We start from the raw sequence: 21,835 nt of genomic DNA on the forward strand, positions 1-21,835 counted from the left end.
ACTGCTCCCTCTCTGGGGTCGGTGCTACGACTGGACTTCGCGCTTGAAGTAAGCCACGAGGTTCTCCGGGTTCGGCCCCGGCAGGACGGTGACGAGCTCCCACCCGTCCTGGCCCCAGTTATCGAGGATCTGCTTGGTCGCGTGCACCAGCAGCGGAACGGTCGCGTACTCCCACTTCTTCATGGCCCTCACCCTAGCGATCGGCCCGCCCGGACCCCCTTCGAACCCACCGCTCAGAGCACGGCCAGAAGTGCGCCCGCGCCCAGGGTCTCGACCCAGAAGTAGAACCAGATCGGATAGAAGCCGTTCGACCGGTCGGCGACCCGTCCGACGAGGCGCCCGACCGCCATACCGGCGAGTGCGAGCGCCACGGCGAGAACGGCTCCCTGCCGTATTTCGTGCACGTCGGCCGCCGCCGCGGCGAGGAGACCCGCCATTGCCACGCCGAACCCTCCGTATACGGCGCGAACCTCGGTGCGGGCCTCTCCTGACGAGAGAACCACCCCGAACGGCCGGATCAACGCGGCAGGGGCGGCGAGGCCGTAGACGCCCATCCCTAGGAAGAACACCGCGACAACGGCTATCACTGTGGTGGGCATGGGCCTGACCTCCGGTTAGTCTCCGAGTTCGTTCACCGGAAGGATGGGCCGACTCTCCGTGCAGCCGCTTTCAAGAACGTGCTCCGATGCCGCGGCCACGCTTTGGCTGTGGCCGGGCCAGGCGCTCTACGCGGGCCCGTCCCTGGACCTCGGCGTCCACTCCGGATCGGTTTCCTGTCTGGCCGTCGGCATTGACGCTCCGGTCCTTGTGGAAGTCCCCGGCCGGACGTCCGTGGCAGCGCGGAGCGTTCTGATTCCGCCGCGGCTCCTTCACCGGCTGGACGCGCAAGGCGGGCGAATGGCCTTCTGCTACCTCGACCCGGCCTCGTCCTATGCGGATGCCTGCCGCGCCCAGATGACAGCGAGGAACGGCGCTCTGAGCCATACCCACCGAGCGGAGAAGGACCTGCTGCGTCTTTCTGACGGTGCGTCGTGGCTGACCAAGGCGGCACCGGCTTCGTCGGGAACGGCATTCGACCAGCGAATCCATGAGGCCACCCGACGGCTCTTGCGGAACCCCGCCTCCACCGTCACCGCGGCAGTTCTAGCCGCCGAGGCGGGCCTGTCGGTGTCGCGCTTCCTGCATCTCTTCAAAGCGCAGACCGGGACGAGCTTCCGCCGCTACCGGCTCTGGTCGAGGATGCTGCGCGCGGCCGAATCACTCGATGCGGGACACGATCTCACCAGGGCGGCGGCCGAGTCGGGCTTCTCCAGCCCGTCCCACCTGAGCAGCGCCTTTCACGACACGTTCGGGCTGACACCGTCCCGGCTTCTGGCCATCCCGCTCACGATCTTGCGCAGCGACCGCTCACCCTGACTGCGCGTCGTACTGGTCACGCGCGGCCTGGACCTCACCCATGTGACGGTTGGCCCACTCCTGCACGGAGGTGAGCAGAGGGACGATCCGCTCACCGAGCAGCGTGAGCGTGTACTCGACCTGGACCGGCACGGACGGAGTCACGGTGCGCGCCACGAAGCCGTCCCGTTCCAGGGAACGGAGCGTCTGCGTGAGCATCTTCGCGCTGACGCCTGGGAGAGCCTTGCCGACCTCGGCGTATCGGCGCGCCCCATGGGCCAGGTCCGAGAGCACCATCATGCTCCACTTGTTGCCGATGATGCCCATCAGCTGATGCGTGGGGCACGCGTCCATGTAGGCGTCGAACGCCGCCTTCTCCTTCTCGCGGCGCTGGGCCGCGGTCATCGTGGCCATGCTGCGGCCTCACCTCCGGGTACCGAACGCACTCCGGAGTAACCTCTTCCGGCTCGCCGCTGTTCCGACGACAGTTCTGACATGCGCGCGATCATTGTGAAGACACCCGGCGGGCCCGGCGCCCTTGAGGCCTCCGACGTCCCGGTCCCCGTCCCCGGACCGGGCCAGGTGCGGATCGCCGTGGCGGCCGCGGCGGTCAATCCGGTCGACGCCGTGACCCGCTCGGGCGTGCTGGCCGACGCGGGCCTCATGCCCCCGTTCGGCTCCCGCCCGGCGGTCGGCATCGGCTGGGACGTCGCGGGCACCGTGGACGCGGCCGGGGCCGGCATGTCGCGGTTCGCCGCCGGCGACGAGGTCATCGGCCTCAAGGACCGGCTCGACGTCCCCCTCGGCACCTACGCGGAGGCCGTCGTCCTCGACGCGGACGCGGTGGCCCCCGCCCCGCGGTCGGTCACACCGGCCGAGGCTTCGACGATCCCGCTCAACGGCCTGACCGCCCTGCAGGCCCTCGACCTTCTCGACCTCCCGCCCGGCGGCACACTCCTGGTCACCGGGGCCGCGGGCGCCGTCGGCGGCTACGCGGTGGAACTCGCCGCCCACCGCGGCCTCCATGTCGTGGCCGCGGCCTCCGCCTCGGACGAGGCCCTGGTCCGGGGGCTAGGCGCGGAGATGTTCGTGCCACGCGGCGTGCATCTGGGCGACGCGGTCCGCTCACTCGTCCCCGGCGGCGTGGACGGCGCCCTGGACGCGGCGTTGCTCTCGGTGACCGCGCTCGACGCCGTCCGGAACGCGGGCGCCTTCGTGGCGGTCAGCGGCGGCCCGGCCACGCCCGTCCCGCTGCGGGGCATCACCGTCCACAACGTGTGGATACGCGCCGACGCCGCGCAACTGGCCCACCTCAGCACCCTCGTGGACAAGGGCCACCTCACCCCACGCGTCGCCGACGCCCTCCCCCTCGCAGAGGCCGTCAAGGCCCACGAGCGCCTGGAGGCAGAAGCCCTACGCGGCCGCCTGGTCCTACTGCCCTGACCCTACGCACCAGCACGATCGACCGGAGCGGCGGTCATGGTCCCGGCACTTGCGGCCGAAGATCGAACGCCGACTGTCAGTAGTGAAACCGTGCAGCTCAACCGGGTGAATCGCCCAGGTTGAGCTGTACCCAAACGAAACGGAGGATGATCATGCCCTTAGCGCTACTGCCGGACCCTCTCGGGCCGTTCGTCCAGAAGCGGGAGATCGTCAAGCCGACCGCCGGTGACGGCGACGGCGGCGAAGGTCTCACCCCGGAGGAGATCCTGTCGTGGACGCCCAGCGGTGACGCCGATCGGTACCGCGACTACCAGGTCGCGATGGCGCTGCCGTACGTCGACCGCTCGGTGCTCATCGTCGGCGAACAGACGGGTGAGTTCGCCGACCGGCTCGTCCGGCTGAAGGGTGCCGGGCTCGAACGCCTGGTGCTGACCGACCGGGACCAGAACTGGGTCGATCACCTGGAGCGACGCTTCCGACACTTCCGAGGCGCCGAGGTCCTGCGCCTGGAGCTGCCGGGTGTGCCCGACATCCAGCCTGTGGACACCGTGATCATGGTCAACGTCCTCGGGTACATGAGCAACGACGTGGGGGCCGTCCGCGCACTGACCAAGGTCACCCAGCCACGTGGCCGGTTCGTCGTGTGGGAGGCGGCGTTCCCGAAGCTGCTCAGCGAGTTCGACGAGGTCCGGGCCAACCGCCTGTTGCGTTACGCGCCGGAGACTCTGTGGGAGAGCCTTTGGGAAGGCGGCCTGGACGTGGAATTCAGCCGTCCCATCAACCTCTTGGGTGGGCTCTTCAACCTGATCCGTCCCCCCAAGGAGTTCGCCGATCCGCGGCTGGTGAGGCTGTACGACCGCACGGTCGTGCCGCTGAGCCGCCGCCTCGACTGCAAGTCCCTGCCCTTCGGGCAGAACGTGTTCGCGGTCGCGACTCGGCCACCGGCCGGGTAACCGTCCGGCCCTGATCACCAGGGGCCGGGTGGAACACACACTGAGCGCGGGCGGTCCCATGGATCCGCCCGCGCTCTTCCCTTTCGGTGATGATGCGCCTGCTACGGGGCCTTCTGTTCGACGCGGAGCATGACGCGGCGCAGGAGGTCGGACAGCGTGCGGCGCTCCTCGGGGTCCAGTGCGCCGAGCAGGCGGTCCTCCTCGACGCCGACGCCGTCCAGCGCGTCCCGCCAGGCGGAGCGTCCCGCGGGGGTGAGTTGGACGACGACCCGGCGGCGGTCGGTGGCGGACGGCGACCGGCGGACGAAGCCGCGGCGCTCCAGCGCGTCCAGCCGCCCGGTGATCGAGTTCGGCGGCATGCCGAGATCACCGGCGAGCTGCGTGGGTGCGGCGGTCCCGCCCCGTCCGGCGAGCGCGTGCAGCGTGTCGTACTCATGCCGCTGCAGGCCGGAGGCGGCGAGGAGTTGCTCGCGGACGTGCCTGATGTGCTGGACGAAATGCACCATTCGGGTCACGGCGCCCTCGGTGTCCGGATCGAGATCGGGCAGGATCGGCGTCCACCGCGCCACATGGTCGTCCGTCCGGTCCCTGTCACCCATGCGAGCGATCGTATCCAGCCAAGTTGGTTCGCCGAAGAATAACTCGTTGAAGAATAATTCTGTAGCGAACTATATTGCGGAACATGACCAGCCCCTTGCGCGGCCGGGACTTCCGGTTGCTGTTCGGCGCACGTGTCCTGTCCATGACCGGCGACGCCGCCGTCCCCGCCGCGCTCGCGCTCGCCGTCCTGCGCGCGACGGGCTCCACCTCCGCGCTGGCCCTCGTGCTCGGCTGCGCGATGGTGCCGCGCCTGCTCCTGCTGCCGATCGGCGGCGTCGTCGCGGACCGGTTCAGCGCACGCCGCACCGCGCTGGCCACCGACCTCGTCAGCGCCGGGGCCCAACTGTTCGCCGCGTTCGAACTCCTGGGCGGCGAGCCGCGGCTCTGGCATCTCGCCGCCGCCCAGGCGATCGGCGGTACGGCCTCGGCGTTCCAGACGCCCACCGTCTCGCCGCTGGTCGCCGGCACCGTGGAACCGTCCGGGCTGCACCGGGCCAACTCATTGATGAGCGCGGCGAACGGTGCCGCCCGGCTCGCCGGGCCGGCCCTCGCCGGAACGTTCGTGCTGACCGTCGGCCCCGGGTGGACGTTCCTGCTCGACTCCGCCTCGTTCGCCGCGAGCGCCGCGCTCCTCGCCGTGACACGCGTCCGGCACGTTCCGATCCCCCGGCGCTCGCTGCGCGAGGACCTGGCGGAGGGCTGGTCGGAGGTCCGCTCACGCGACTGGTACTGGACGAGCCTGATCGCGCACGGCGTCTGGAACGGCGCCTCCGCCGTCCTCCTCACGCTCGGACCGGCCCTCGCCGTCGAGCGGCTCGGCGGCGAGGGGACGTGGATCGCGACCGTACAGGTGGGTGCCATCGGACTCGTCGCCGGTGCGCTGCTCGCGTCCCGCGTCCGTCCCCGCCGTCCCGTGCTCGTCGCGAACGTGGGCCTCGCCACCCTCGCGCTGCCCCTCGCCCTGCTGGCCCTCGCGGCGCCCGCGCCCCTGGTCATCGGCGCGTACGGGCTGGCGCTGACCGGGCTCGGCGTCCTCAACCCGACGTGGGAGACCGTCGTCCAGATGAGCATCCCGCCGCGGGCGCTGGCCCGGGTGACGTCCTACGACTGGCTGCTGTCACTGGCCGCGGCGCCGCTCGGCTACGCGCTCGCTCCATGGGCCGCATCCGTCTGGAACGCGTCCGTGCCACTCTGGACCGCTGCCGTCCTGGTCGCCGCCTCATGCCTGGGCACGGCCGCCGTTCCCGGCGTCCGCCGCCTGACGGCACCCGAGACGGCACCACTACCGGCGGCGAACTGAAAGTCGTGTCCCGGGAGACCACGACGGGTCGTCCCTCCTGGAGGGGCGGCCCGTCGTCAGTGGTCGGTTCAGTTGGGCGGGGGCCGGTTGCCCTTGCCCCTGCCGTCCGGGTTCTCCGGGGTCCCGCCGGCGATGCCGCGCTGCTGGTCGTCCTGTGGCGCGGACACCGCCGATCCGCCGTGCGGCTTAGGCTCGTCCAGCCCGATGACCGGCGGGACGTCCTCGGCCGACTCCAGGGTGGACGGCTGCTCGGCCGCCTTCGCCAGCTCCTCCTCGGCCTTCGCAAGCCGCTCCGCGAGGCCGAGCCTGCCCTCCTCGCTCTCCTGGGACCGCGCCGCCCCGCCCGCGGCGCGCTCGAAGAACCGCAGGATCTCGACCGGCAGCGGCATGACCAGCGTGCTGTTCTTCTCGGCGGAGACCTCCACGACCGTCTGCAGCAGGCGCAGCTGGAGGGCCGCCGGGTCCTGCGACATGATCTCCGCGGCGGCGGCGAGCCGCTTGGACGCCTGGAACTCGCCGTCCGCGGTGATGATGCGGGCGCGGCGCTCCCGCTCCGCCTCCGCCTGCCGGGCCATCGACCGCTTCATGCCCTCGGGCAGCGACACGTCCTTGATCTCGACCCGCTCGATCAGGACGCCCCACGGACCCTCGGTGATCTCGTCGATGATCGCCCGCAGCCGCATGTTGATCTTCTCGCGCTCGCCGAGCAGCTCCTGCATGTCGGCCTGCCCGATGACCGACCGCAGCGACGTCTGCGCCACCTGGGAGACCGCGTATCCGTAGTTGTGGACGTTCACGATCGCCTTCACCGGGTCGACCACCCGGAAGTAGACGACGGCGTCGACACGGACGCTCACGTTGTCCTGGGTGATGCCGTCCTGCGCGGGCACCCCCATGGTGATCGTCTGCTGGCTGACCTTCTGCATGCGCTCGATGATCGGCAGGATCATCGTCAGGCCGGGCCTGCGCACCGCGCCGGGACGCAGCTGCCCGTCCCGCTGGACCTGCCCGAACCGGAACACGATCCCGTTCTCGAACTGCTGGACGATGCGGATCGACGAGGACAGGGCGATCAGTCCGCCAACGATGATGATGAGCAGGATGACGAGCGCCACCGCTTCCATCACGGGCACCTCTCTCGCGTGGAGTGCCGGGGCATCGGGAGCGCGCGCCCCCGGAGCTCCGGCGGGCTTCTGAACCTGTGAGATTCAGACGGAACCGTCCGGAGAACGGTTCGCGTTTTCCAGCTAACCGCGCGGGCAGGCCGGATGACAACGTCCGGGCGGCGGAACCGTGTCAGGGATCACTTGCATGAGGGCCGCGGCCCTCTCAAGTGTTTGCCGAGTGAACGATATGGTCGATCGGGTGAGCGCGAGAGACACCGACTGGGACGGCGTACGCCTCCATGTGGTCACCGGGAAGGGCGGCACGGGCAAGACGACCGTCGCGGCCGCCCTCGCCCTTGCCCTGGCCGCCGGAGGCCGCAAGGTCCTGCTCGTCGAGGTCGAGGGGCGCCAGGGCATCGCCCAGCTCTTCGACTGCCCGCCCCTCCCGTACGAGGAACGCCGTGTCGCCGTCGCCCCCGGCGGCGGGGACGTCTACGCGCTCGCCATCGACACCGAAGAGGCGCTCATCGAGTACCTCGAAATGTTCTACAACCTCAAGCGCGCCGGTAAGGCGATGACCAAGCTCGGCATCGTCGACTTCGTCACCACCATCGCGCCCGGCCTGCGCGACGTCATCCTCACCGGCAAGACGTCCGAGTCGGTGCGCCGCCGGAAGAAGGACGGCTCCTTCATCTACGACGCCGTCGTGATGGACGCTCCGCCCACCGGCCGCATCACGAAGTTCCTGAACGTCAACGACGAGGTCTCCGGTCTCGCCAAGGTCGGCCCCGTCCGGAACCACGCCGACACCGTGATGAAGGTCGTCCGCAGCCCCGAGACCGCCGTGCATTTCGTCACACTCCTGGAGGAGATGCCCGTCCAGGAGACGATGGACGGCATCCGCGACCTCACCGAGGTCGGGCTCCCGATCGGCGGCGTCATCGTCAACATGGAGCACCCGCCCGTCCTCGCCGAGGACGACCTCGCCGCGGCCGCCGCGGGCACCCTGGACGCCGACGAGATCCTCCGCGGCGTGAAGGCCGCCGGCCTTGAGCACGACGCCGAGTCGATCGCCGCCGTCCTCGCCGCCGAGGCCGCCGACCACGCCCGCCGCACCGCCCTCCAGCGCCGCGAGAAGGAACGCCTGGAGTCGATCGACCGCCCCCGCTACACCCTCCCGCTCCTCTCGGACGGCATGGACCTCGCCGGCCTCTACGACCTCGCCGCCGCCCTCCGCACCCAAGGCGCCGCATGATCCCTCAGCCCGCTCCCCGCCCCCTCGACGTCCCGGCCGATGTGCGAAGCGCGCCCGGTCGGCCGGGCCGCGGCGTGTCCTGGGTGTCGCTCAGCGCGCCCGGCGTTTCCTGGGTCGCGCCCGATGGTGACCACGGGCTCTGGGACGACGTGGCCGTCCACCAGACGGCGGAGGTGAAGCGATGAGCCCGACGGGCAAGAACCCTCCGGCACTGGACGTCGACGGGCTGCTCGACGACCCCCGCACGAAGATCATCGTGTGCTGCGGTTCGGGCGGCGTCGGCAAGACGACCACGGCGGCGGCGCTCGGTGTCCGCGCCGCCGAACGGGGACGGGACGTGGTCGTCCTCACCGTGGACCCGGCGCGCCGGCTCGCCCAGTCGATGGGCCTGTCCGAGCTGGACAACAACCCGCGCAAGATCGAGGTCGACGGCGACGGCGAGCTGCACGCCATGATGCTCGACATGAAGCGGACCTTCGACGAGATCGTCGAGGCGCACGCCGACCCGGACCGGGCGAAGCAGATCCTCGCCAACCCCTTCTACCAGTCGCTGTCGTCCAGCCTGTCGGGCACGCAGGAGTACATGGCGATGGAGAAGCTCGGGCAGCTGCACCGCTCCGGCGCCTGGGACCTGATCGTCGTCGACACCCCGCCGTCCCGCAACGCGCTGGACTTCCTGGACGCACCCGAGCGGATGGGCCGCTTCCTGGACGGCCGCTTCATGAAGATCCTCGCGGCCCCGGCCAAGACGGGCGGCCGCTTCGGCGTGAAGGTGATCAGCGCCGGGTTCGGCATGTTCACGGGCGTCATCAACAAGGTCCTCGGCGTCCAGCTGCTGCGGGACGTGCAGACCTTCGTCGCCGCGTTCGACACGATGTTCGGCGGGTTCCGCGAGCGCGCCGAGAAGACCTTCAGGCTGCTGCAGACCCCGGGCACCGCGTTCCTCGTCGTCGCCGCGCCCGAGCCGGACGCGCTCCGCGAGGCGTCGTACTTCGTCGAGCGTCTCGCCGAGGAGCGCATGCCGCTCGCCGGGCTCGTGGTCAACCGCGTCCACGAATCCGCGGACGACACGGTGTCCGCCGCCCGCAGCCAGGCCGCCGCCGAGACGCTGGAGGAGCGCGGTGAGCACACGCTGACCGCCGCCCTGCTTCGCATGCACACCGACCGGATGCAGCTGGCCGCCCGCGAGGAACGCCTCCGCGACCACTTCGCGTCCACGCACCCGACCGTCCCGGTCACTGCGGTCCCCGCCCAGGCGGAGGACGTTCACGACCTGGAGGGCCTGCGCCAGGTCGGCGAAGACCTGGCCGCCCCCACCTCGTCCCCGACGGCAGCCTGACCCGCACAACGCGCTGACCACGTCCTTGGCATCGCCAAGGCTGCCCTTGCTGCGCCTTGACCTGCGGGAATGCTTTCACACGGCGTTGATCGGACGAACGCGAAACCGGCGGCCGCGGTTCTGGCTCGTGTGCGCCCGCACCACGGGATCACATTCGCGCCGGACGGGTCGAGGTCGTGCGGGTCAGCGGCACCGAGCACGCGCGGCGCGCCCTCACGGGGACGATCATTGACCACACGGAGCGTGATGACGCAGTCGATCAGCGCGCCGCGGAAGGCGGTGACGTGAGCCGATCAGCCGCACGGCGGACGGCGGGCGGGACCGACGATCAGCCGTGCCGCCGAGTCCGGGCGGTGCGGCGATCAACCGCGACGCACAGGACGCGACCGAGGCCCGTACCGGGAAAGGCGGTACGGGCCTGCGACACGCTTCTTATTGGTCTGTGCTGTACCTCTGCCGGACGGGCCGTTCGGCCCATCGGGTCAACTGGCGACGAGTTCCTCTTCTTCGTCGTCAACCTCGACCGACCGCTCGTACTCGTCCTTCGCGGTCTCCAGCAGCTCGCGCCACGATCGCACGTCCGGTCGCCGCCGCAGCAGCGCACGGCGCTCACGCTCGGTCATCCCGCCCCAGACGCCGAACTCGATCCGGTTGTCGAGAGCGTCGGCGAGACACTCTGTACGCACCGGGCAACCGCGGCAGATCATCTTGGCCCGGTTCTGCGCCGCTCCCTGTACGAACAGGGCGTCCGGATCCGCGTTACGGCAGGCGGCGCGGGCGGTCCAATCCGTGATCCACATCTTGGCCCCACTCCCCTAGGGTCTGTGTCGATTTGCGCTCCTTGGCCGGACGGGCGCGGACGTCAGGCCGCCAAACGAAAGCCGTGGGGAAGAACTTACGGAAGCGGGAGACGTTTCAACAGCCCCCGATGGGCCCATTCTCGATATAGCCCACCGGGGCCATACCGCCGGAACGGACTAGTTACCTGTAGTTGACGCGCCAGACACGGAGCAGGTTGCCATCATGAGGGCATAACGGACGAACTTCCTGATCACCGGGCCCGGAAAGCGCAGGCCCGGGGGACCTGTCCCTAATGCACTGCTCGTCCCGCGTACCCTAGACCCCGTGCGCGTTGCGAATACGGATCGGGTCAAGGCCGCCTCCACACTCTTCAGGCTCCTCGGGGCCGGCGTGGTGGCGGGCCTCATCGTCGCGCTGATCGCCCTGCCCGCGGTCGGCAGCGCCGGGCTCACCGCCCGTGACGCAGCGAACAACTTCGAGGACATGGACAGCCAGCTCAAGACGACACCACCGTCCGAGAAGACGGTGATGTACGACGGGAACGGCAAGCAGGTCGCCACGTTCTTCGACAAGTACCGCGAGTCCGTCCGGCTCGACCAGGTCAACCCCATCATGCGCCAGGCGATGGTCGACATCGAGGACTCCCGGTTCTACGAGCACGGCGCGCTCGACCTCAAGGGCACCATCCGCGCGATGGCGTCCAACGTCGAGTCCGAGTCGACGCAGGGCGGCTCCACCCTCACCCAGCAGTACGTCAAGAACCTCCTGGTCGACAGCGCCAAGACGGAGCAGGAGTACCGCGAGGCCACCGCGCCCACGGTCGGACGCAAGCTCCGCGAGCTCCGCTTCGCCCTCGACATCGAGCAGCGGATGACGAAGGACCAGATCCTCGAGGGCTACATGAACGTCGCCTACTTCAGCGCCGGTGCGTACGGCGTCCAGGCGGCGTCCAAGCGGTACTTCAGCATCCCCGCGAACAAACTGAAGCTCGGCCAGGCCGCGCTGCTGGCCGGCATCACCCAGAACCCCACGGCCTACGACCCCATCCGCAACCCGATCGACGCGCGCAAGCGGCGCGACGTCGTCCTCTACCGGATGGCGCAGCTCGGGCACATCAGCAAGGCGCAGGCGGACACCGAGGCCGCCAAGCCGATCGAACTCAACCGCACCGACCCGGTCGGCGGCTGCGAGTCGAGCAAGGCGCCGTACTTCTGCGAGTACGTGAAGTACGACATGCTCAACATCCTGTCTGACGGCAAGTACTGGGAGCTCAAGCCGAAGCAGCAGGAGAACATCGTCAACAAGCTGAACCGGGGCGGCTACACCATCCGCACCACGCTCGACATGGAGGACCAGCACTCCGTCGACAGGGCGCTGCGCGGCACCGTCGCCCCCGGCGGCAACCGCGTCGGCGCCGAGGCGATGGTCGAGCCCGGCACCGGCAAGGTCCGCGCGATCGGGCTGAGCAAGCGGTTCGGCCCCGGCAAGGGCCGGACGACGATCAACCTTCCCGCAGACTCCAGGCACGGCGGCGGCAACGGAGTCTCGGCGGGCTCGACGTTCAAGGTCTTCACCCTCGCCGCCGCCCTCGACCAGGGCATTCCGGTCAGCACGACGATCAACTCGCCGCAGACGACCACGGTCGGCGGCTTCCAGTCGTGCCGCTACACCGGGATGTACCAGGGCAAGAAGGTCGACAACGGCATGCTCGGCGGCGGCCCCTGGACCCTGTCCAACGCCGGCGACAGCGAGAAGGGCAACTTCAACCTCAAGACCGGCACCTGGCACTCGGTCAACACCTTCTACGCCGTCCTGGAGAAGCGCGTCGGCGTCTGCAACGCCGTCAAGATGGCCGAGAAGTTCGGGATGAAGCAGGCCAACGGCAACCCGCTGCTGCCGCTCCCGTCCCAGGTCCTCGGCGTCAACGACATCGACATGGTGCACCTCGCCGCCGCGTACGCCGGGTTCGCCGCCCGCGGCAAGTACTGCGCCCCCATCTCGGTGACGGAGGTGGTCGACCCCGAGGGCAAGAAGCTCAAGCTGCCCAAGCAGGACTGCCACCAGGCCGTCGACCAGGCCGTCGCCGACAAGGTCAACTCGATCCTGCAGGGCGTCCTGACCCAGGGCACCGCGGCCGGACGCGGCATCGGCCGTCCCGCCGCCGGCAAGACCGGCACCTGTGAAGAGTTCACCTGCGCGGTTTTCGCCGGCTTCACCCCGAACCTCGCTGCCGCCACCTCCTACTGGGACTTCCGAGGCCCCTGGCAGTACAAGGTCTACGGCGTCTACGGCGCGGACATCCCCGGCGGGATGTGGCAGCAGTCCATGCGCAACGCGCTGTCCGGCAAGCCCGCGCCCGGCTTCCAGACTCCGTCCCGCGACTTCGGCGACACCACCCGCGTCCCGGAGGTGAAGGGCGACACGATCGCCGCCGCCACCGCCAAGCTCAGGGGCGCCGACCTGAAGGTGAAGGTGGCGTCCGGCTCGGTCGACTCCGACCAACCGAGGGGGACGGTCGTGTCCTCCTCGCCGGACGCGGGCACCGAGGTCCCGCCCGGCAGCACCGTCATCCTGTACGTGAGCAGCGGGAAGAAACCCGACGGTGGACACGGGCGTCCGAACAACCAGACACCGCCCTGGGGCAACTGACGCGAAAAGGGCCCGGCATCACGCCGGGCCCTTTCACTTGCGTCCGCCTCACTGCGCGAGCTGGCGCTTCACCTCGGCGGCGACGCGGCCGCCCTCGGCACGCCCGGCAACCTTCGGGTTCACCGACTTCATGACCTGCCCCATCGCGCGCGGCCCCGTCGCGCCCGACTCGGCGATGGCGTCCGCCACCAGCGCCGTCAGCTCCTCGTCGGTCAGCTGCGCGGGAAGGTACTCGTCCAGCACCGCGCCCTCGTCCCGCTCGGCCTGCGCCTGCTCCTCGCGTCCCGCGTCACCGAACGCGGTCGCGGCCTCGCGGCGCTTCTTCGCCTCCCGGGTGAGCACCTTCACGACATCGTCGTCGGACAGCTCACGTGACTGCTTGCCGGCGACCTCCTCGGTCTTCACCGCCGTCAGCGCCATCCGCAGGGTGCGGGTGCGCACCTCGTCGCGCGCCTTCATCGCGGTCGAGAGATCGGTCTCCAGCTTCTCCTTCAAGGTCATGCTCACATCATGCCCTTCCGGCACCTTCTGCCTCATCAGGATTACCGCGCGGTGCACATCTCTGAAAGCATGGACCTCTCAGAAGGGAGAGCCGTGCGAAAGATCTACGCCGTGCCCCTGGGACTGCTGGGCGCGGGCGCCGCGACCTTCGGGTACGCCTCGGTGATCGAGCGGAACTGGTTCCGCCTCCGCCGCTTCGACGTGCCGGTGCTGCCGCCCGGCCGCCCCCCGGTGAAGATCCTGCACATCTCCGACGCCCACCTCACCCCCGGCCGGTCCCGCCTGATCCACTGGGTCCGCTCCCTGGACGCCCTCGAACCCGACCTGGTCGTCAACACCGGTGACACCATCTCCCACCGCGACGCCATCGGCCCCTTCCTGGACGCCCTCGGCCCCCTCCTCGACCGTCCCGGCGTCTTCGTCTACGGCTCCAACGACCTGTACTCCCCGGTCCTCAAGAACCCCCTTCGCTACATCTGGCGGACGAGCAAGTCCGACTACGACCGTCGCCGCCGCGAGCCCGACCTCCCGTACCGCGAGCTCGGCTCGTCCCTCCAGGCCGCCGGCTGGCTCGACCTCAACAACCGCATCGGCCGCCTCAAGGTGGGCGAACTGGACATCGAGTTCGGCGGCATCGACGACTCCCACATCAGCCGCGACCGCTATGACAAGATCGCCGGCCCGGTCGACCCCCAGGCCGACGTCCACCTCGGCGTCATGCACTCACCCGAACCGCGCAACCTCGACCGCTTCACCGCCGACGGCTACGACCTCCTCCTCGCCGGCCACACCCACGGCGGCCAGGTATGCGTCCCCTTCTACGGCGCCCTGGCCACCAACTGCGGCATCGACCGCCCCCGCGTGAAGGGCCTCCACCGGCACCGCAGCTCGTGGCTGCACGTCTCCGCCGGCCTGGGCACGTCCCCGAAGGCCCCCATGCGCTTCTGCTGCCCGCCCGAGGCGTCCCTCCTGACCCTCGTCCCCCGCCGGTGAACTGGAAGACCGACCGCCTCTCCGCCACCTACTACGACCGCGCCGTCCAGAGCCCCGTCGTCTCCCGCATAGCGGCGCGCCTCCTCTGGAACTACGACATAGACCACCTACGCCAGTCGATCGCCGCCCAGGACCCGTCCGCCCTCACCCTCGACATCCCCTGCGGCGGCGGCATAGCCGTCGACAAGAACCCCCGCCACGTGGCCGCCGACCTCTCCGGCACAATGCTCAAGCGGGCCCGCCGCAAAACGAACACCCTCCTCCAGGCAGACATCTACGCCCTCCCCTTCGGCCCCTCCACCTTCGACGCCTGCCTCACCTACAACGGCCTCCACTGCCTCCCGGACCCGGCCGCGGCCATCGGCGAACTGGCCCGCGTCCTACGCCCCGGCGGCACCCTCCGCGGCACGACCATCGTCCGAGGCGCTGGCCGCGACCCGCTGATCCGCGTCCTCCAACGCCAAGGCAGCTTCGGCAACCCAGGCACAATGACCGACCTGGAATCCTGGCTGACGGCGGCCGGCCTGACCGACATAGACCTCACCCGCTCCGGCGCCGTGACCGGCTTCACAGCCCGTAAATAGGGACGCAGCACCCCCCGGCATCCGCTAAGGTGGACTAGGCGCCGGGAGAACGTACGACCTCCCGGGCAGCCACCACCGGGGTGTAGCGCAGCTTGGCAGCGCGCTTCGTTCGGGACGAAGAGGTCGTGGGTTCAAATCCCGCCACCCCGACACAAAGATGCAGGTCAGAGGCCGGATCTCCCTTAGGGAGACCGGCCTCAAGATCTTTTGTCCGCCATTCGTCCGCGAACCCTGCCGCCACCCACGGACACCGTCCGTCCCCCACCAGCACCGAGAGACAACCGCCTCGTCCCTCCACCGTTCAAACCCGGACCTCCGTCCACACTCTCGCGACACCACCAGCGAGCCACCCAACACGGCCCGGACGGATGCAACCGTCCCAGCCACGGTCACCTCACCATGGCTGGGACTAGCCCCTCGGCGGGCATAACTCTCCCGAGCTCGTTCCTCTGATCCGGGGGCAACCATGAGCCCGAGCCTCGGCATGCTCGTCCGGTCTGCCAGAGTCGCCCGCGGCTGGACACAGGGCGACCTTGCCGAATGCCTCCACTGCTCCCGCTCCACCATCTCCCGCCTGGAGACCGGCGCCCAGGCTCTGGACGACTTATCCACCCTCCGCCGCCTCGCCGAAGTTCTAGAGATCACTCCGACCGCACTGGGCATCACCGCTACGGTGACGATCCACCCACCTGCGGAGGACGATGTGCGGCGCCGCCAACTGTTGACCGGCCTCGCGGTCACGGCTGCCGCCGCTAGCGCACCGGCCCGTGCCGCCGTCGTGGCAGCGGCCGGCCCCGAAGCCAATACGCGAGCCTTCCTACTGGCTCGTGTCCGCGACGCCATGCTCGGAACCGGCCACCCGGGCTGTCCCACACCGCCGCACCAACTCCGCCCCGCACTCAGAGCGGCGATCCGTGACTACGACGACTGCCAGTACAACCGACTCGCGGACGCCCTGCCCCGTCTGATCTCCAGCGGACGCTCTGCAGGAGAAACAGCTTCCCCCGTCCTTGCCGAAACGTACAACCTCGTCACGAGAATCATGATCAAGCTGGACGATCAGCTTGGCTGGATCGCAGCCGACCGAGCCCAGACCTTCGCTGCCACGTCCGGCAGCCCACTGGCGGCCGGCGAAGCAGCACGTAACCTCGCCGTGCTGGCTCGCCGCGCGGGATGGCACGCCCAAGCGACGCAGATCGCACTGGACATGGCCGAAGGCGAGATGCTCCGAGGCCATGACTCCACACTCACCGCCGAGCGCGGCCTTTTGGTGATGTCAGCCGCGTACACCGCCGCCCACGCTGGTGACCGTTCCGGCATGCGACAGCTGACAGAACAAGCAGCAGCGACCGCAGCACAACTCGGCAGAGGGGTGCTCCTACGCGACCACGGTGGAGGCTTCAGTTCCACCGCGGTCCAACTCCATCTCATCTCCGCCGAGTACGCCGCGGGCGACCCCGCTGCCGCGATCGCAGCCGCCCGTAAGCTCACGCCTCGGTCTCTACCGACACTCGAACGTCGAGCCCGCTACTTCACCGACATCGCCCGCGCGTATGGGATGTGGGGACGCCGTGACCAGTGCCTACAGGCACTCCTGCACGCAGAACGCGCGGCCCCTCAAGAAACGCACTCCCGCCAGGCCGTCCGCGACCAGGTAACCAGCCTCCTGGTCTCCGGCCGAACGTCCCCAGAACTCCGAGGCCTGGCCGCCCGCTGCGGCATTCCCTAACCTCAACCTTCGACCGTAAGCCGAACACCCGGCCGTGTCCCAGAGGGTGTGCAGAAGATGCACACCGCGTCCACGACCTGCACGCCGGCCTCCTCACGTCACCCAAACCGGCCGACAGTGATGCCAAGACCGCCGAACTCACGGCAGGTCACTCGCTCCAGGAGGCCCACCATGACCACCGGAACCGTTCAGGACGTCAACCGGACGGGCACCAAGCCCAGAGACCCCAAGTCATACGTCGACCCGCAAGTGTGGGGGCGGCAGATCGCCCTCCTCGTCCGCGACCACCCCTTCGACACCGTGATGGCCGAACGTCTGTACGGGCAGGCCGTCGCCTACCTCATCACCGCGATGGAGAAGTGGGGCGAGAACCTGGAGATCGGCTGCGGCCCGCTGGTCGACACCGCCGTCCACGGATTCATCCTCGACACCCGCAACTACCGCGAGTTCTGCGACCGGCACTTCGGCCGCTTCCTGGAGCACATCCCGGCGATCGAGTTCAAGCACGACGGTTCCGTCGAGCGGACGGCCCACATCATCGAGGCCAACGGGTTCGCGATCGACTGGCCGCTGTGGGAGGCCGACTTCGCCAAGTGCACCCCCTGCTACCCCGGCAGCAACTGCCACTGACCACATCCCACGGAGGGGCCGGCGCCGCAGAGGCGTCGGCCCCTTGCCGCATCTTGAAGACGCAATTAGCAGTGTTCTTCCCGCTCCGCAGCTACCGTGACACGGGTCCCACCACCCACTCCTGAGGGGCCCACAGATGCCGACCAGCGTCAACGACCGCACCAGCTACTGGGATCACTACGCCGAGGGCGTCACGGACGAAGCGCCAGAAGAGGCCCTCAAGAACGCCTTCGGCTGGACGCAGTACCCCGGTCACGGTCCAAGCGACGAACTGCTCGGCGACCCGCTCACCGCCCTAGAACTCGGCTCAGGCCGAGGCGACGCCGTAGCGGCCCTGGCAACCAAGGGCATCACCGCCACCGGGATCGACATCTCTGAGACCCAGTGCCAACGCGCCAGGAGCCGCTGGGGCCACCTTCCCTCAGCCCGCTTCGAACACGCCGACGTCATCGACTATCTCACCGCCACGGACCAGCGCTGGGATGCCATCTACTCCATCTGGGGCGCGGTCTGGTTCACTAACCCCGACGACCTGCTTCCGCTCATCCACGCCCGCCTAAACCCTGGCGGCAAGCTGGTCTTCTCCCACGCCCCGGCCGTCCCCGGCTCCTACGGCATCCAAGGCATCTATGGCGCCGGACTCACCGGCCCCCAAGTGTGGCTCTACCGCTGGTCCTACGAACCCGACGCTTGGACGACCATCCTCCGCACCCACGGCTTCGTGAAGATCACGTCCCACCTAGAGCCATCTCCGACCCCGGACCACGTGAGCACCCTCATAACGCAAGCGCACCGCGTGTAGACCCCTGAAGCAGCAGCAACGGGACAGGGGCAGTGAACTCACCTCTAGGGGGTATCTGTCGCCGCGGTCCCCGATGGGGATCCAGGTCTTCCAGGATTCGCTGACGGTCGCCGAGCTTCGTGTGCGGCATGCCGGAAGAACGGCGGACTGGTCCCTCGCCGTCCGCAATGGCAGCGCTTCGCATAGCTGAGAGCGGCGTTGGGTCTCACCGGTCCTGTTGGGGGAGTCCTGGTCGAGTGCTCGACGAAGTTCGGTACCGCCTCAGCGCACTTGGGCCACCAATCGTGCTTCTCTCAGCAGGATGCGGCGACAACCGGCGAGTAGACGGCCGAGAAGGCCGTCGCGTCGGCGGCTCGTCGCTGTGTCCGTGGGCGGGAGCCGACCGGCTGCAAGAGGTGGCTGCCGACCTAGGCCGTGCCAGGCCCCGTCGGGTGTGCGAGGGGGCGCCTTTTCCTGCTGGACGTGGCAGTCTCTGGCGTCCCGGAAGGTTGGGCGCTCGAATATCGCGTCGATACGGCGGGCGAGATCGATGGCGTTCTTTGCCTCAATTAGCTGACCGGGCAGCAGGGCCCAGATAGAGCCGGTGTACTCGCCCCGCCAAAGGCATAGGTCTGGATACCGTCGCTGCAGCCATGCGACGGCCAGGTCGAGGTCGTTCTCCACCACCAGACTGTTACGACACTCGGCGGTCAGCCGGTAGGGAATTCCGCCGGGCCGGGCGAAAGGATCTTGAAGAGTCACTACGTCACCTCCACGCAAGCGCGCGGCGAGCACACTCGTCAGGTGATGGATGGCCAAGACGGCCTGTTGAAATGTCGTGCGGACGGTGAAACCGGGGGGGACGGTCACCGCCCGCACGACGAGTCGGCCAGGATGGTCGGCGAAGGACGCGCGTCACGTGAATGCGGCGCGCGTCCTGGTCTCAGCGTCTGATCAGTGCCCAGATGGCGTGGCCGTCGGCGCCGTCGTACTGGCCGGTCTCATCGGCGTATGCGTCCACCAGGAGCAATCCGCGTCCGTGCTCTGCCGGATCTGCGCTCCGATCGCTCCGAGCAGGAGCGGGGCCATCGTCCAGGACCGTGAGGCACGTCTGCTGACTGCTGATCCTGAGCTCTGCCCTGATCCGGCCGTCGGGTCGGCTGCTGGCCGTGTGCCACAGCGCATTCGTGCCGTACTCACTGACAATCAGCTCGAATGCCTCGGCCAGCTCGTCGTCCAGTAGCAGGTGCACCCATCGACGCAGTAGAGGTATCGCCTCGGCCGCTCCGGGCACCTCGACTCGCCACACACGACCGTCTCTGTCCGATTCTGTGCTCGCCCCGTCGTCCGTGACCCGGTGGGTTTTCGGCGGCACGGGAAATGCCAGGGTCCCGTCTGAGTTCGTTCTGACGAACGGTTCGCTCTGGCCGGACTTCCCGACGACGTGTGAGGGACCCTCAGCGCCCTTCGGGGAGGGCGGAGCCACCGCCCTCGAAGCTATCCTCATCTGTACCTCCCTTTCGAGGGTGAGGACGCGCGGCCGGGCAGGGGCTCCAATCCATGGCCCGGCCGCGCGATTCTAGGCCGACGCAGCAGTCCCTCCGCTTCGTCCCGACCAGCTCTGTCGAGCTGGCCAGCCGTGGGCGCAGGCCGCCTCGCCGCCTTCTCTCTCACCGTGATCCATCGATCGCAGTGCGTTGCCGTGCCATAGTGACTCTGTACAGTTCATGATCACAATGACTTTGAAGTTTTCACTTAAGGAGTTGCCGTAAGGTCCTGCTCCCAACCGGACGAGGCGGGCAGACTGCCGCTCATGGTGCAGCCACACAGTCCAACAGTTCGCGGCCGTCGGCTTGCAAGAGAGCTACGTGAACTGCGCGAACATGCCGGCCTGCGGCCGGAGGACGTCGCCCAAAGGCTGGCCTGGAGTCGCCAGAAGGTCATGCGGATCGAGCGGGCTCTCACCAAGGCCAGCGGCAACGACCTCAACGCGGCCATGGATCTCTACGGCGTCACCAGCCCCCAACGCGATGCACTGCTGCAACTCGCCAAGGACGCGTGGAAGCGCGGCTGGTGGACGGCCTACCGCGACATCTTCGCCGGCACATACCTCTCGCTCGAGGACGAGGCGTCCCAGATCCGCGAGTGGCAACCGCAGGTGGTCCCTGGTCTGCTCCAGACACCCGACTATGCGCGGGAGGTCGTGATGGCATTCACCTCTGACGCTGCGGAGGCCGAGCGCCGTGTCGCTGCACGCATGACGAGGCGATCGATCCTGAGTCGGCCCAACGCACCCGAGCTTCACGTCGTCCTCGACGAGGCAATCCTGCATCGCAGGATGGGCAGTGCCGAGACCATGCGAGCCCAGTTCGACTCCTTGCTCACCGACTCCCGCCGTCCACACGTGGAACTGCGGGTGCTCCCGTTCGATCGCGGACGTCATCCCGGACTAAATGGCGGTTTCGTCGTCCTGACCTTCGAAGTCGGCATCGACCCAGACATCGCCTACCTGGAGACCCCTGGTGGTGACATCTACCTGGAGTCCGAAGACGACGTCGGCCGTCGTAGGGTGGTCTTCGACGAACTATCCGAAATGGCCATGTCTTCGGACGAGTCGGAAGCACGCATCGAACGTGCTGCAAGGGAGATCACGGATGGGTGAGGGTCCCCGCCTTGCATGGCGTCGCTCCTCCTACAGCACCAGCGGTGAGAACTGCGTGGAAGTCGCCACCTTGCCCGCTACAGTCGCGTCTCGAGATCTTAACCGGTCAGCTTGGCTAACCCTAAAGAGCAGTCACAGCCAGCAGACGACCGATCAGCGCGTCGAGCTAGCAGGCGTCGGCGGTTACGTGGCCATGCGGGACTCCAAGGATCCGGAAGGTTCGAAGCTCATCCTCGAAGGTCCGGCCTGGCGGAGGCTCAGGCACCGGATCAAGGCTGGAGCCTTCGACCGACGGTGAGCTGCACAGAAGGCCCTGCCCTCAACAAGCACTCGTGTCCCTCTGCTGCGACAGGGGGAGGAACCATGAAAAGACGGTCGTTCGTCCAAGAAGGGCAGCGTCGCTCCTGTTATGACCTAATTAGTGTCTGGGGAAGCATCCACTATAGGGCTACCTCGGCGACGCACAGCTCGCGGCTAGGTGGGCGGCGAGATTGCCGTTCGGACCTGCGAAAGTTACTTGGAGTACCCAACAGCCTCCAGGTATTCCTTCCGCTCAGTCTCTTCGAGAGACTTGTCCTTCTTGATCTTGTTTCCGACGATGGTAGAAAGAAAGCTCACGTCGATGTTCAGGCTGCCGAGCATGTAGAAGTCGTAGCCGTTTTCCTTCGATGTGCGGATGTCGATGCCCAGCTCGCGGAGCTCGCGGATACGACGCTCGGCATGAACGGAGTCGGCGGTCACTATGCGAAGGAATGCAGCTTGCACAGGCTGCCCGAGGCGCTGAAGAAGCAGAGTGAACAGCTCCTCGTGGACGCGAGTGCCGTAAGGAAGCTTCAGGTAGCGGTCAGGCAGCAGGTTGCTGTAGCGGTCAAGCATCTCCTTCTGGAGGCGAGCCCGCAGGTCGTGGAACGTCTCATTCCGTCCGTCAAGATCGATACGGACGAACGCCTGCATAGCTTCGGCGAGAAGCCGCTTGGCATACAGATAGGAGTCAATCAAGTCCTGGGGTGACCGGCTGGAGCTGAGCTGCGTGTGAAGCTCCTGGACGGCGAGCTCAGCGTCGGGCTTCAGCCTGTTCCAGTCGTTCAGCGGTGTCACGGTAACCCCCCGAATC

General features: G+C 68.4%; 23 protein-coding genes and 1 tRNA gene. 15 read left to right on the top strand and 9 right to left on the bottom strand.

All coding sequences use genetic code 11. From position 1 onward, the window contains the following. Positions 1 to 24: 24 nt before the first annotated feature. Both ACQPXG_RS45045 and ACQPXG_RS45050 read right to left on the bottom strand, forming a co-directional pair. Positions 25 to 183 (bottom strand): DUF4177 domain-containing protein, encoded by a 159-nt coding sequence (locus ACQPXG_RS45045; protein ID WP_021591512.1) that lies wholly within the window; start codon positions 181 to 183, stop codon positions 25 to 27. A gap of 50 nt (positions 184 to 233) precedes the next feature. Next, the gene (locus tag ACQPXG_RS45050) at positions 234 to 599 is read right to left on the bottom strand and encodes a DUF4345 family protein (protein ID WP_433465272.1); all 366 of its coding nucleotides are present in this window, start codon (positions 597 to 599) and stop codon (positions 234 to 236) included. A gap of 298 nt (positions 600 to 897) precedes the next feature. On the opposite strand from ACQPXG_RS45050, the gene ACQPXG_RS45055 reads away from it, so the two are divergent. Then, on the top strand, positions 898 to 1,416 hold the full coding sequence (locus ACQPXG_RS45055; protein WP_433465273.1) for a helix-turn-helix domain-containing protein: 519 nt from the start codon (positions 898 to 900) through the stop codon (positions 1,414 to 1,416). Here ACQPXG_RS45055 and ACQPXG_RS45060 read toward each other — a convergent pair. Further along, on the bottom strand, positions 1,408 to 1,809 hold the full coding sequence (locus ACQPXG_RS45060) for a winged helix-turn-helix transcriptional regulator (RefSeq protein WP_433465274.1): 402 nt from the start codon (positions 1,807 to 1,809) through the stop codon (positions 1,408 to 1,410). The two genes, ACQPXG_RS45055 and ACQPXG_RS45060, sit on opposite strands and share 9 nt — an antisense overlap. 81 nt (positions 1,810 to 1,890) lie before the next feature. Here ACQPXG_RS45060 and ACQPXG_RS45065 point away from each other — a divergent pair, with 81 nt between their 5' ends. Both ACQPXG_RS45065 and ACQPXG_RS45070 read left to right on the top strand, forming a co-directional pair. Continuing rightward, entirely contained in the window at positions 1,891 to 2,838 is a 948-nt protein-coding gene (locus ACQPXG_RS45065; protein ID WP_433465275.1) for an NADP-dependent oxidoreductase, read from the top strand. 152 nt (positions 2,839 to 2,990) lie between these two features. Next, on the top strand, positions 2,991 to 3,791 hold the full coding sequence (locus ACQPXG_RS45070) for a hypothetical protein (RefSeq protein ID WP_433465276.1): 801 nt from the start codon (positions 2,991 to 2,993) through the stop codon (positions 3,789 to 3,791). A gap of 101 nt (positions 3,792 to 3,892) precedes the next feature. Here the strand turns inward: ACQPXG_RS45070 and ACQPXG_RS45075 are convergent, their stop codons facing one another. After that, positions 3,893 to 4,390, bottom strand: coding sequence for a MarR family winged helix-turn-helix transcriptional regulator (locus ACQPXG_RS45075; protein WP_433465277.1), 498 nt, complete (start codon positions 4,388 to 4,390; stop codon positions 3,893 to 3,895). A gap of 83 nt (positions 4,391 to 4,473) precedes the next feature. On the opposite strand from ACQPXG_RS45075, the gene ACQPXG_RS45080 reads away from it, so the two are divergent. Continuing rightward, positions 4,474 to 5,691, top strand: a complete 1,218-nt coding sequence (locus ACQPXG_RS45080; RefSeq protein ID WP_433465278.1) for an MFS transporter — start codon at positions 4,474 to 4,476, stop codon at positions 5,689 to 5,691. Positions 5,692 to 5,759: 68 nt separating this feature from the next. Here ACQPXG_RS45080 and ACQPXG_RS45085 read toward each other — a convergent pair whose 3' ends face one another. Then, on the bottom strand, positions 5,760 to 6,815 hold the full coding sequence (locus tag ACQPXG_RS45085; RefSeq protein WP_433465279.1) for an SPFH domain-containing protein: 1,056 nt from the start codon (positions 6,813 to 6,815) through the stop codon (positions 5,760 to 5,762). A 241-nt stretch (positions 6,816 to 7,056) separates the two neighbouring features. Here ACQPXG_RS45085 and ACQPXG_RS45090 point away from each other — a divergent pair, with 241 nt between their 5' ends. Both ACQPXG_RS45090 and ACQPXG_RS45095 read left to right on the top strand, forming a co-directional pair. After that, positions 7,057 to 8,052: an ArsA-related P-loop ATPase gene (locus ACQPXG_RS45090; protein ID WP_433465280.1), complete on the top strand. Its 996-nt coding sequence runs from the start codon at positions 7,057 to 7,059 to the stop codon at positions 8,050 to 8,052. 181 nt (positions 8,053 to 8,233) lie between these two features. After that, positions 8,234 to 9,391: an ArsA family ATPase gene (locus ACQPXG_RS45095; protein ID WP_433465281.1), complete on the top strand. Its 1,158-nt coding sequence runs from the start codon at positions 8,234 to 8,236 to the stop codon at positions 9,389 to 9,391. Between the two features lie 482 nt (positions 9,392 to 9,873). On the opposite strand, the gene ACQPXG_RS45100 is transcribed toward ACQPXG_RS45095, so the two are convergent. Then, a complete protein-coding gene (locus ACQPXG_RS45100) occupies positions 9,874 to 10,191 on the bottom strand; it encodes a WhiB family transcriptional regulator (RefSeq protein WP_433465282.1) in 318 nt (105 codons plus the stop codon). 325 nt (positions 10,192 to 10,516) lie between these two features. Here ACQPXG_RS45100 and ACQPXG_RS45105 point away from each other — a divergent pair, with 325 nt between their 5' ends. After that, positions 10,517 to 12,841: a penicillin-binding protein gene (locus tag ACQPXG_RS45105; protein WP_433465283.1), complete on the top strand. Its 2,325-nt coding sequence runs from the start codon at positions 10,517 to 10,519 to the stop codon at positions 12,839 to 12,841. A 48-nt stretch (positions 12,842 to 12,889) separates the two neighbouring features. On the opposite strand, the gene ACQPXG_RS45110 is transcribed toward ACQPXG_RS45105, so the two are convergent. Further along, the gene (locus tag ACQPXG_RS45110) at positions 12,890 to 13,342 is read right to left on the bottom strand and encodes a GatB/YqeY domain-containing protein (RefSeq protein ID WP_433465284.1); all 453 of its coding nucleotides are present in this window, start codon (positions 13,340 to 13,342) and stop codon (positions 12,890 to 12,892) included. A gap of 93 nt (positions 13,343 to 13,435) precedes the next feature. Between ACQPXG_RS45110 and ACQPXG_RS45115 the strand changes: the two genes are divergently transcribed. The 6 genes from ACQPXG_RS45115 (at position 13,436) to ACQPXG_RS45140 (ending at position 18,080) form a co-directional block, all read left to right on the top strand. After that, entirely contained in the window at positions 13,436 to 14,335 is a 900-nt protein-coding gene (locus ACQPXG_RS45115) for a metallophosphoesterase (RefSeq protein ID WP_433465285.1), read from the top strand. Further along, a complete protein-coding gene (locus ACQPXG_RS45120; protein ID WP_433465286.1) occupies positions 14,332 to 14,919 on the top strand; it encodes a class I SAM-dependent methyltransferase in 588 nt (195 codons plus the stop codon). The genes ACQPXG_RS45115 and ACQPXG_RS45120 overlap by 4 nt, the downstream gene beginning before the upstream one ends. A gap of 76 nt (positions 14,920 to 14,995) precedes the next feature. Beyond that, positions 14,996 to 15,069, top strand: a tRNA-Pro gene (locus ACQPXG_RS45125). Between the two features lie 316 nt (positions 15,070 to 15,385). Then, on the top strand, positions 15,386 to 16,648 hold the full coding sequence (locus tag ACQPXG_RS45130) for a helix-turn-helix transcriptional regulator (RefSeq protein ID WP_433465287.1): 1,263 nt from the start codon (positions 15,386 to 15,388) through the stop codon (positions 16,646 to 16,648). Positions 16,649 to 16,819: 171 nt separating this feature from the next. Continuing rightward, positions 16,820 to 17,278, top strand: a complete 459-nt coding sequence (locus ACQPXG_RS45135; protein WP_433465288.1) for a glycine-rich domain-containing protein — start codon at positions 16,820 to 16,822, stop codon at positions 17,276 to 17,278. 136 nt (positions 17,279 to 17,414) lie between these two features. After that, positions 17,415 to 18,080: a class I SAM-dependent methyltransferase gene (locus tag ACQPXG_RS45140; protein WP_433465289.1), complete on the top strand. Its 666-nt coding sequence runs from the start codon at positions 17,415 to 17,417 to the stop codon at positions 18,078 to 18,080. Between the two features lie 922 nt (positions 18,081 to 19,002). On the opposite strand, the gene ACQPXG_RS45145 is transcribed toward ACQPXG_RS45140, so the two are convergent. Next, the gene (locus ACQPXG_RS45145; RefSeq protein WP_433465290.1) at positions 19,003 to 19,566 is read right to left on the bottom strand and encodes an ATP-binding protein; all 564 of its coding nucleotides are present in this window, start codon (positions 19,564 to 19,566) and stop codon (positions 19,003 to 19,005) included. A 306-nt stretch (positions 19,567 to 19,872) separates the two neighbouring features. On the opposite strand from ACQPXG_RS45145, the gene ACQPXG_RS45150 reads away from it, so the two are divergent. Continuing rightward, positions 19,873 to 20,721: a helix-turn-helix domain-containing protein gene (locus ACQPXG_RS45150; RefSeq protein ID WP_433465291.1), complete on the top strand. Its 849-nt coding sequence runs from the start codon at positions 19,873 to 19,875 to the stop codon at positions 20,719 to 20,721. Further along, entirely contained in the window at positions 20,714 to 21,019 is a 306-nt protein-coding gene (locus tag ACQPXG_RS45155) for a DUF397 domain-containing protein (RefSeq protein ID WP_433465292.1), read from the top strand. Before ACQPXG_RS45150 ends, ACQPXG_RS45155 begins: the two co-directional genes overlap by 8 nt. 215 nt (positions 21,020 to 21,234) lie before the next feature. Here ACQPXG_RS45155 and ACQPXG_RS45160 read toward each other — a convergent pair whose 3' ends face one another. Further along, entirely contained in the window at positions 21,235 to 21,819 is a 585-nt protein-coding gene (locus ACQPXG_RS45160) for a hypothetical protein (protein WP_433465293.1), read from the bottom strand. Positions 21,820 to 21,835: the final 16 nt, after the last annotated feature.

The organism is Spirillospora sp. CA-128828 (assembly GCF_050945415.1).
Taxonomy (GTDB): Bacteria; Actinomycetota; Actinomycetes; order Streptosporangiales; family Streptosporangiaceae; genus Spirillospora.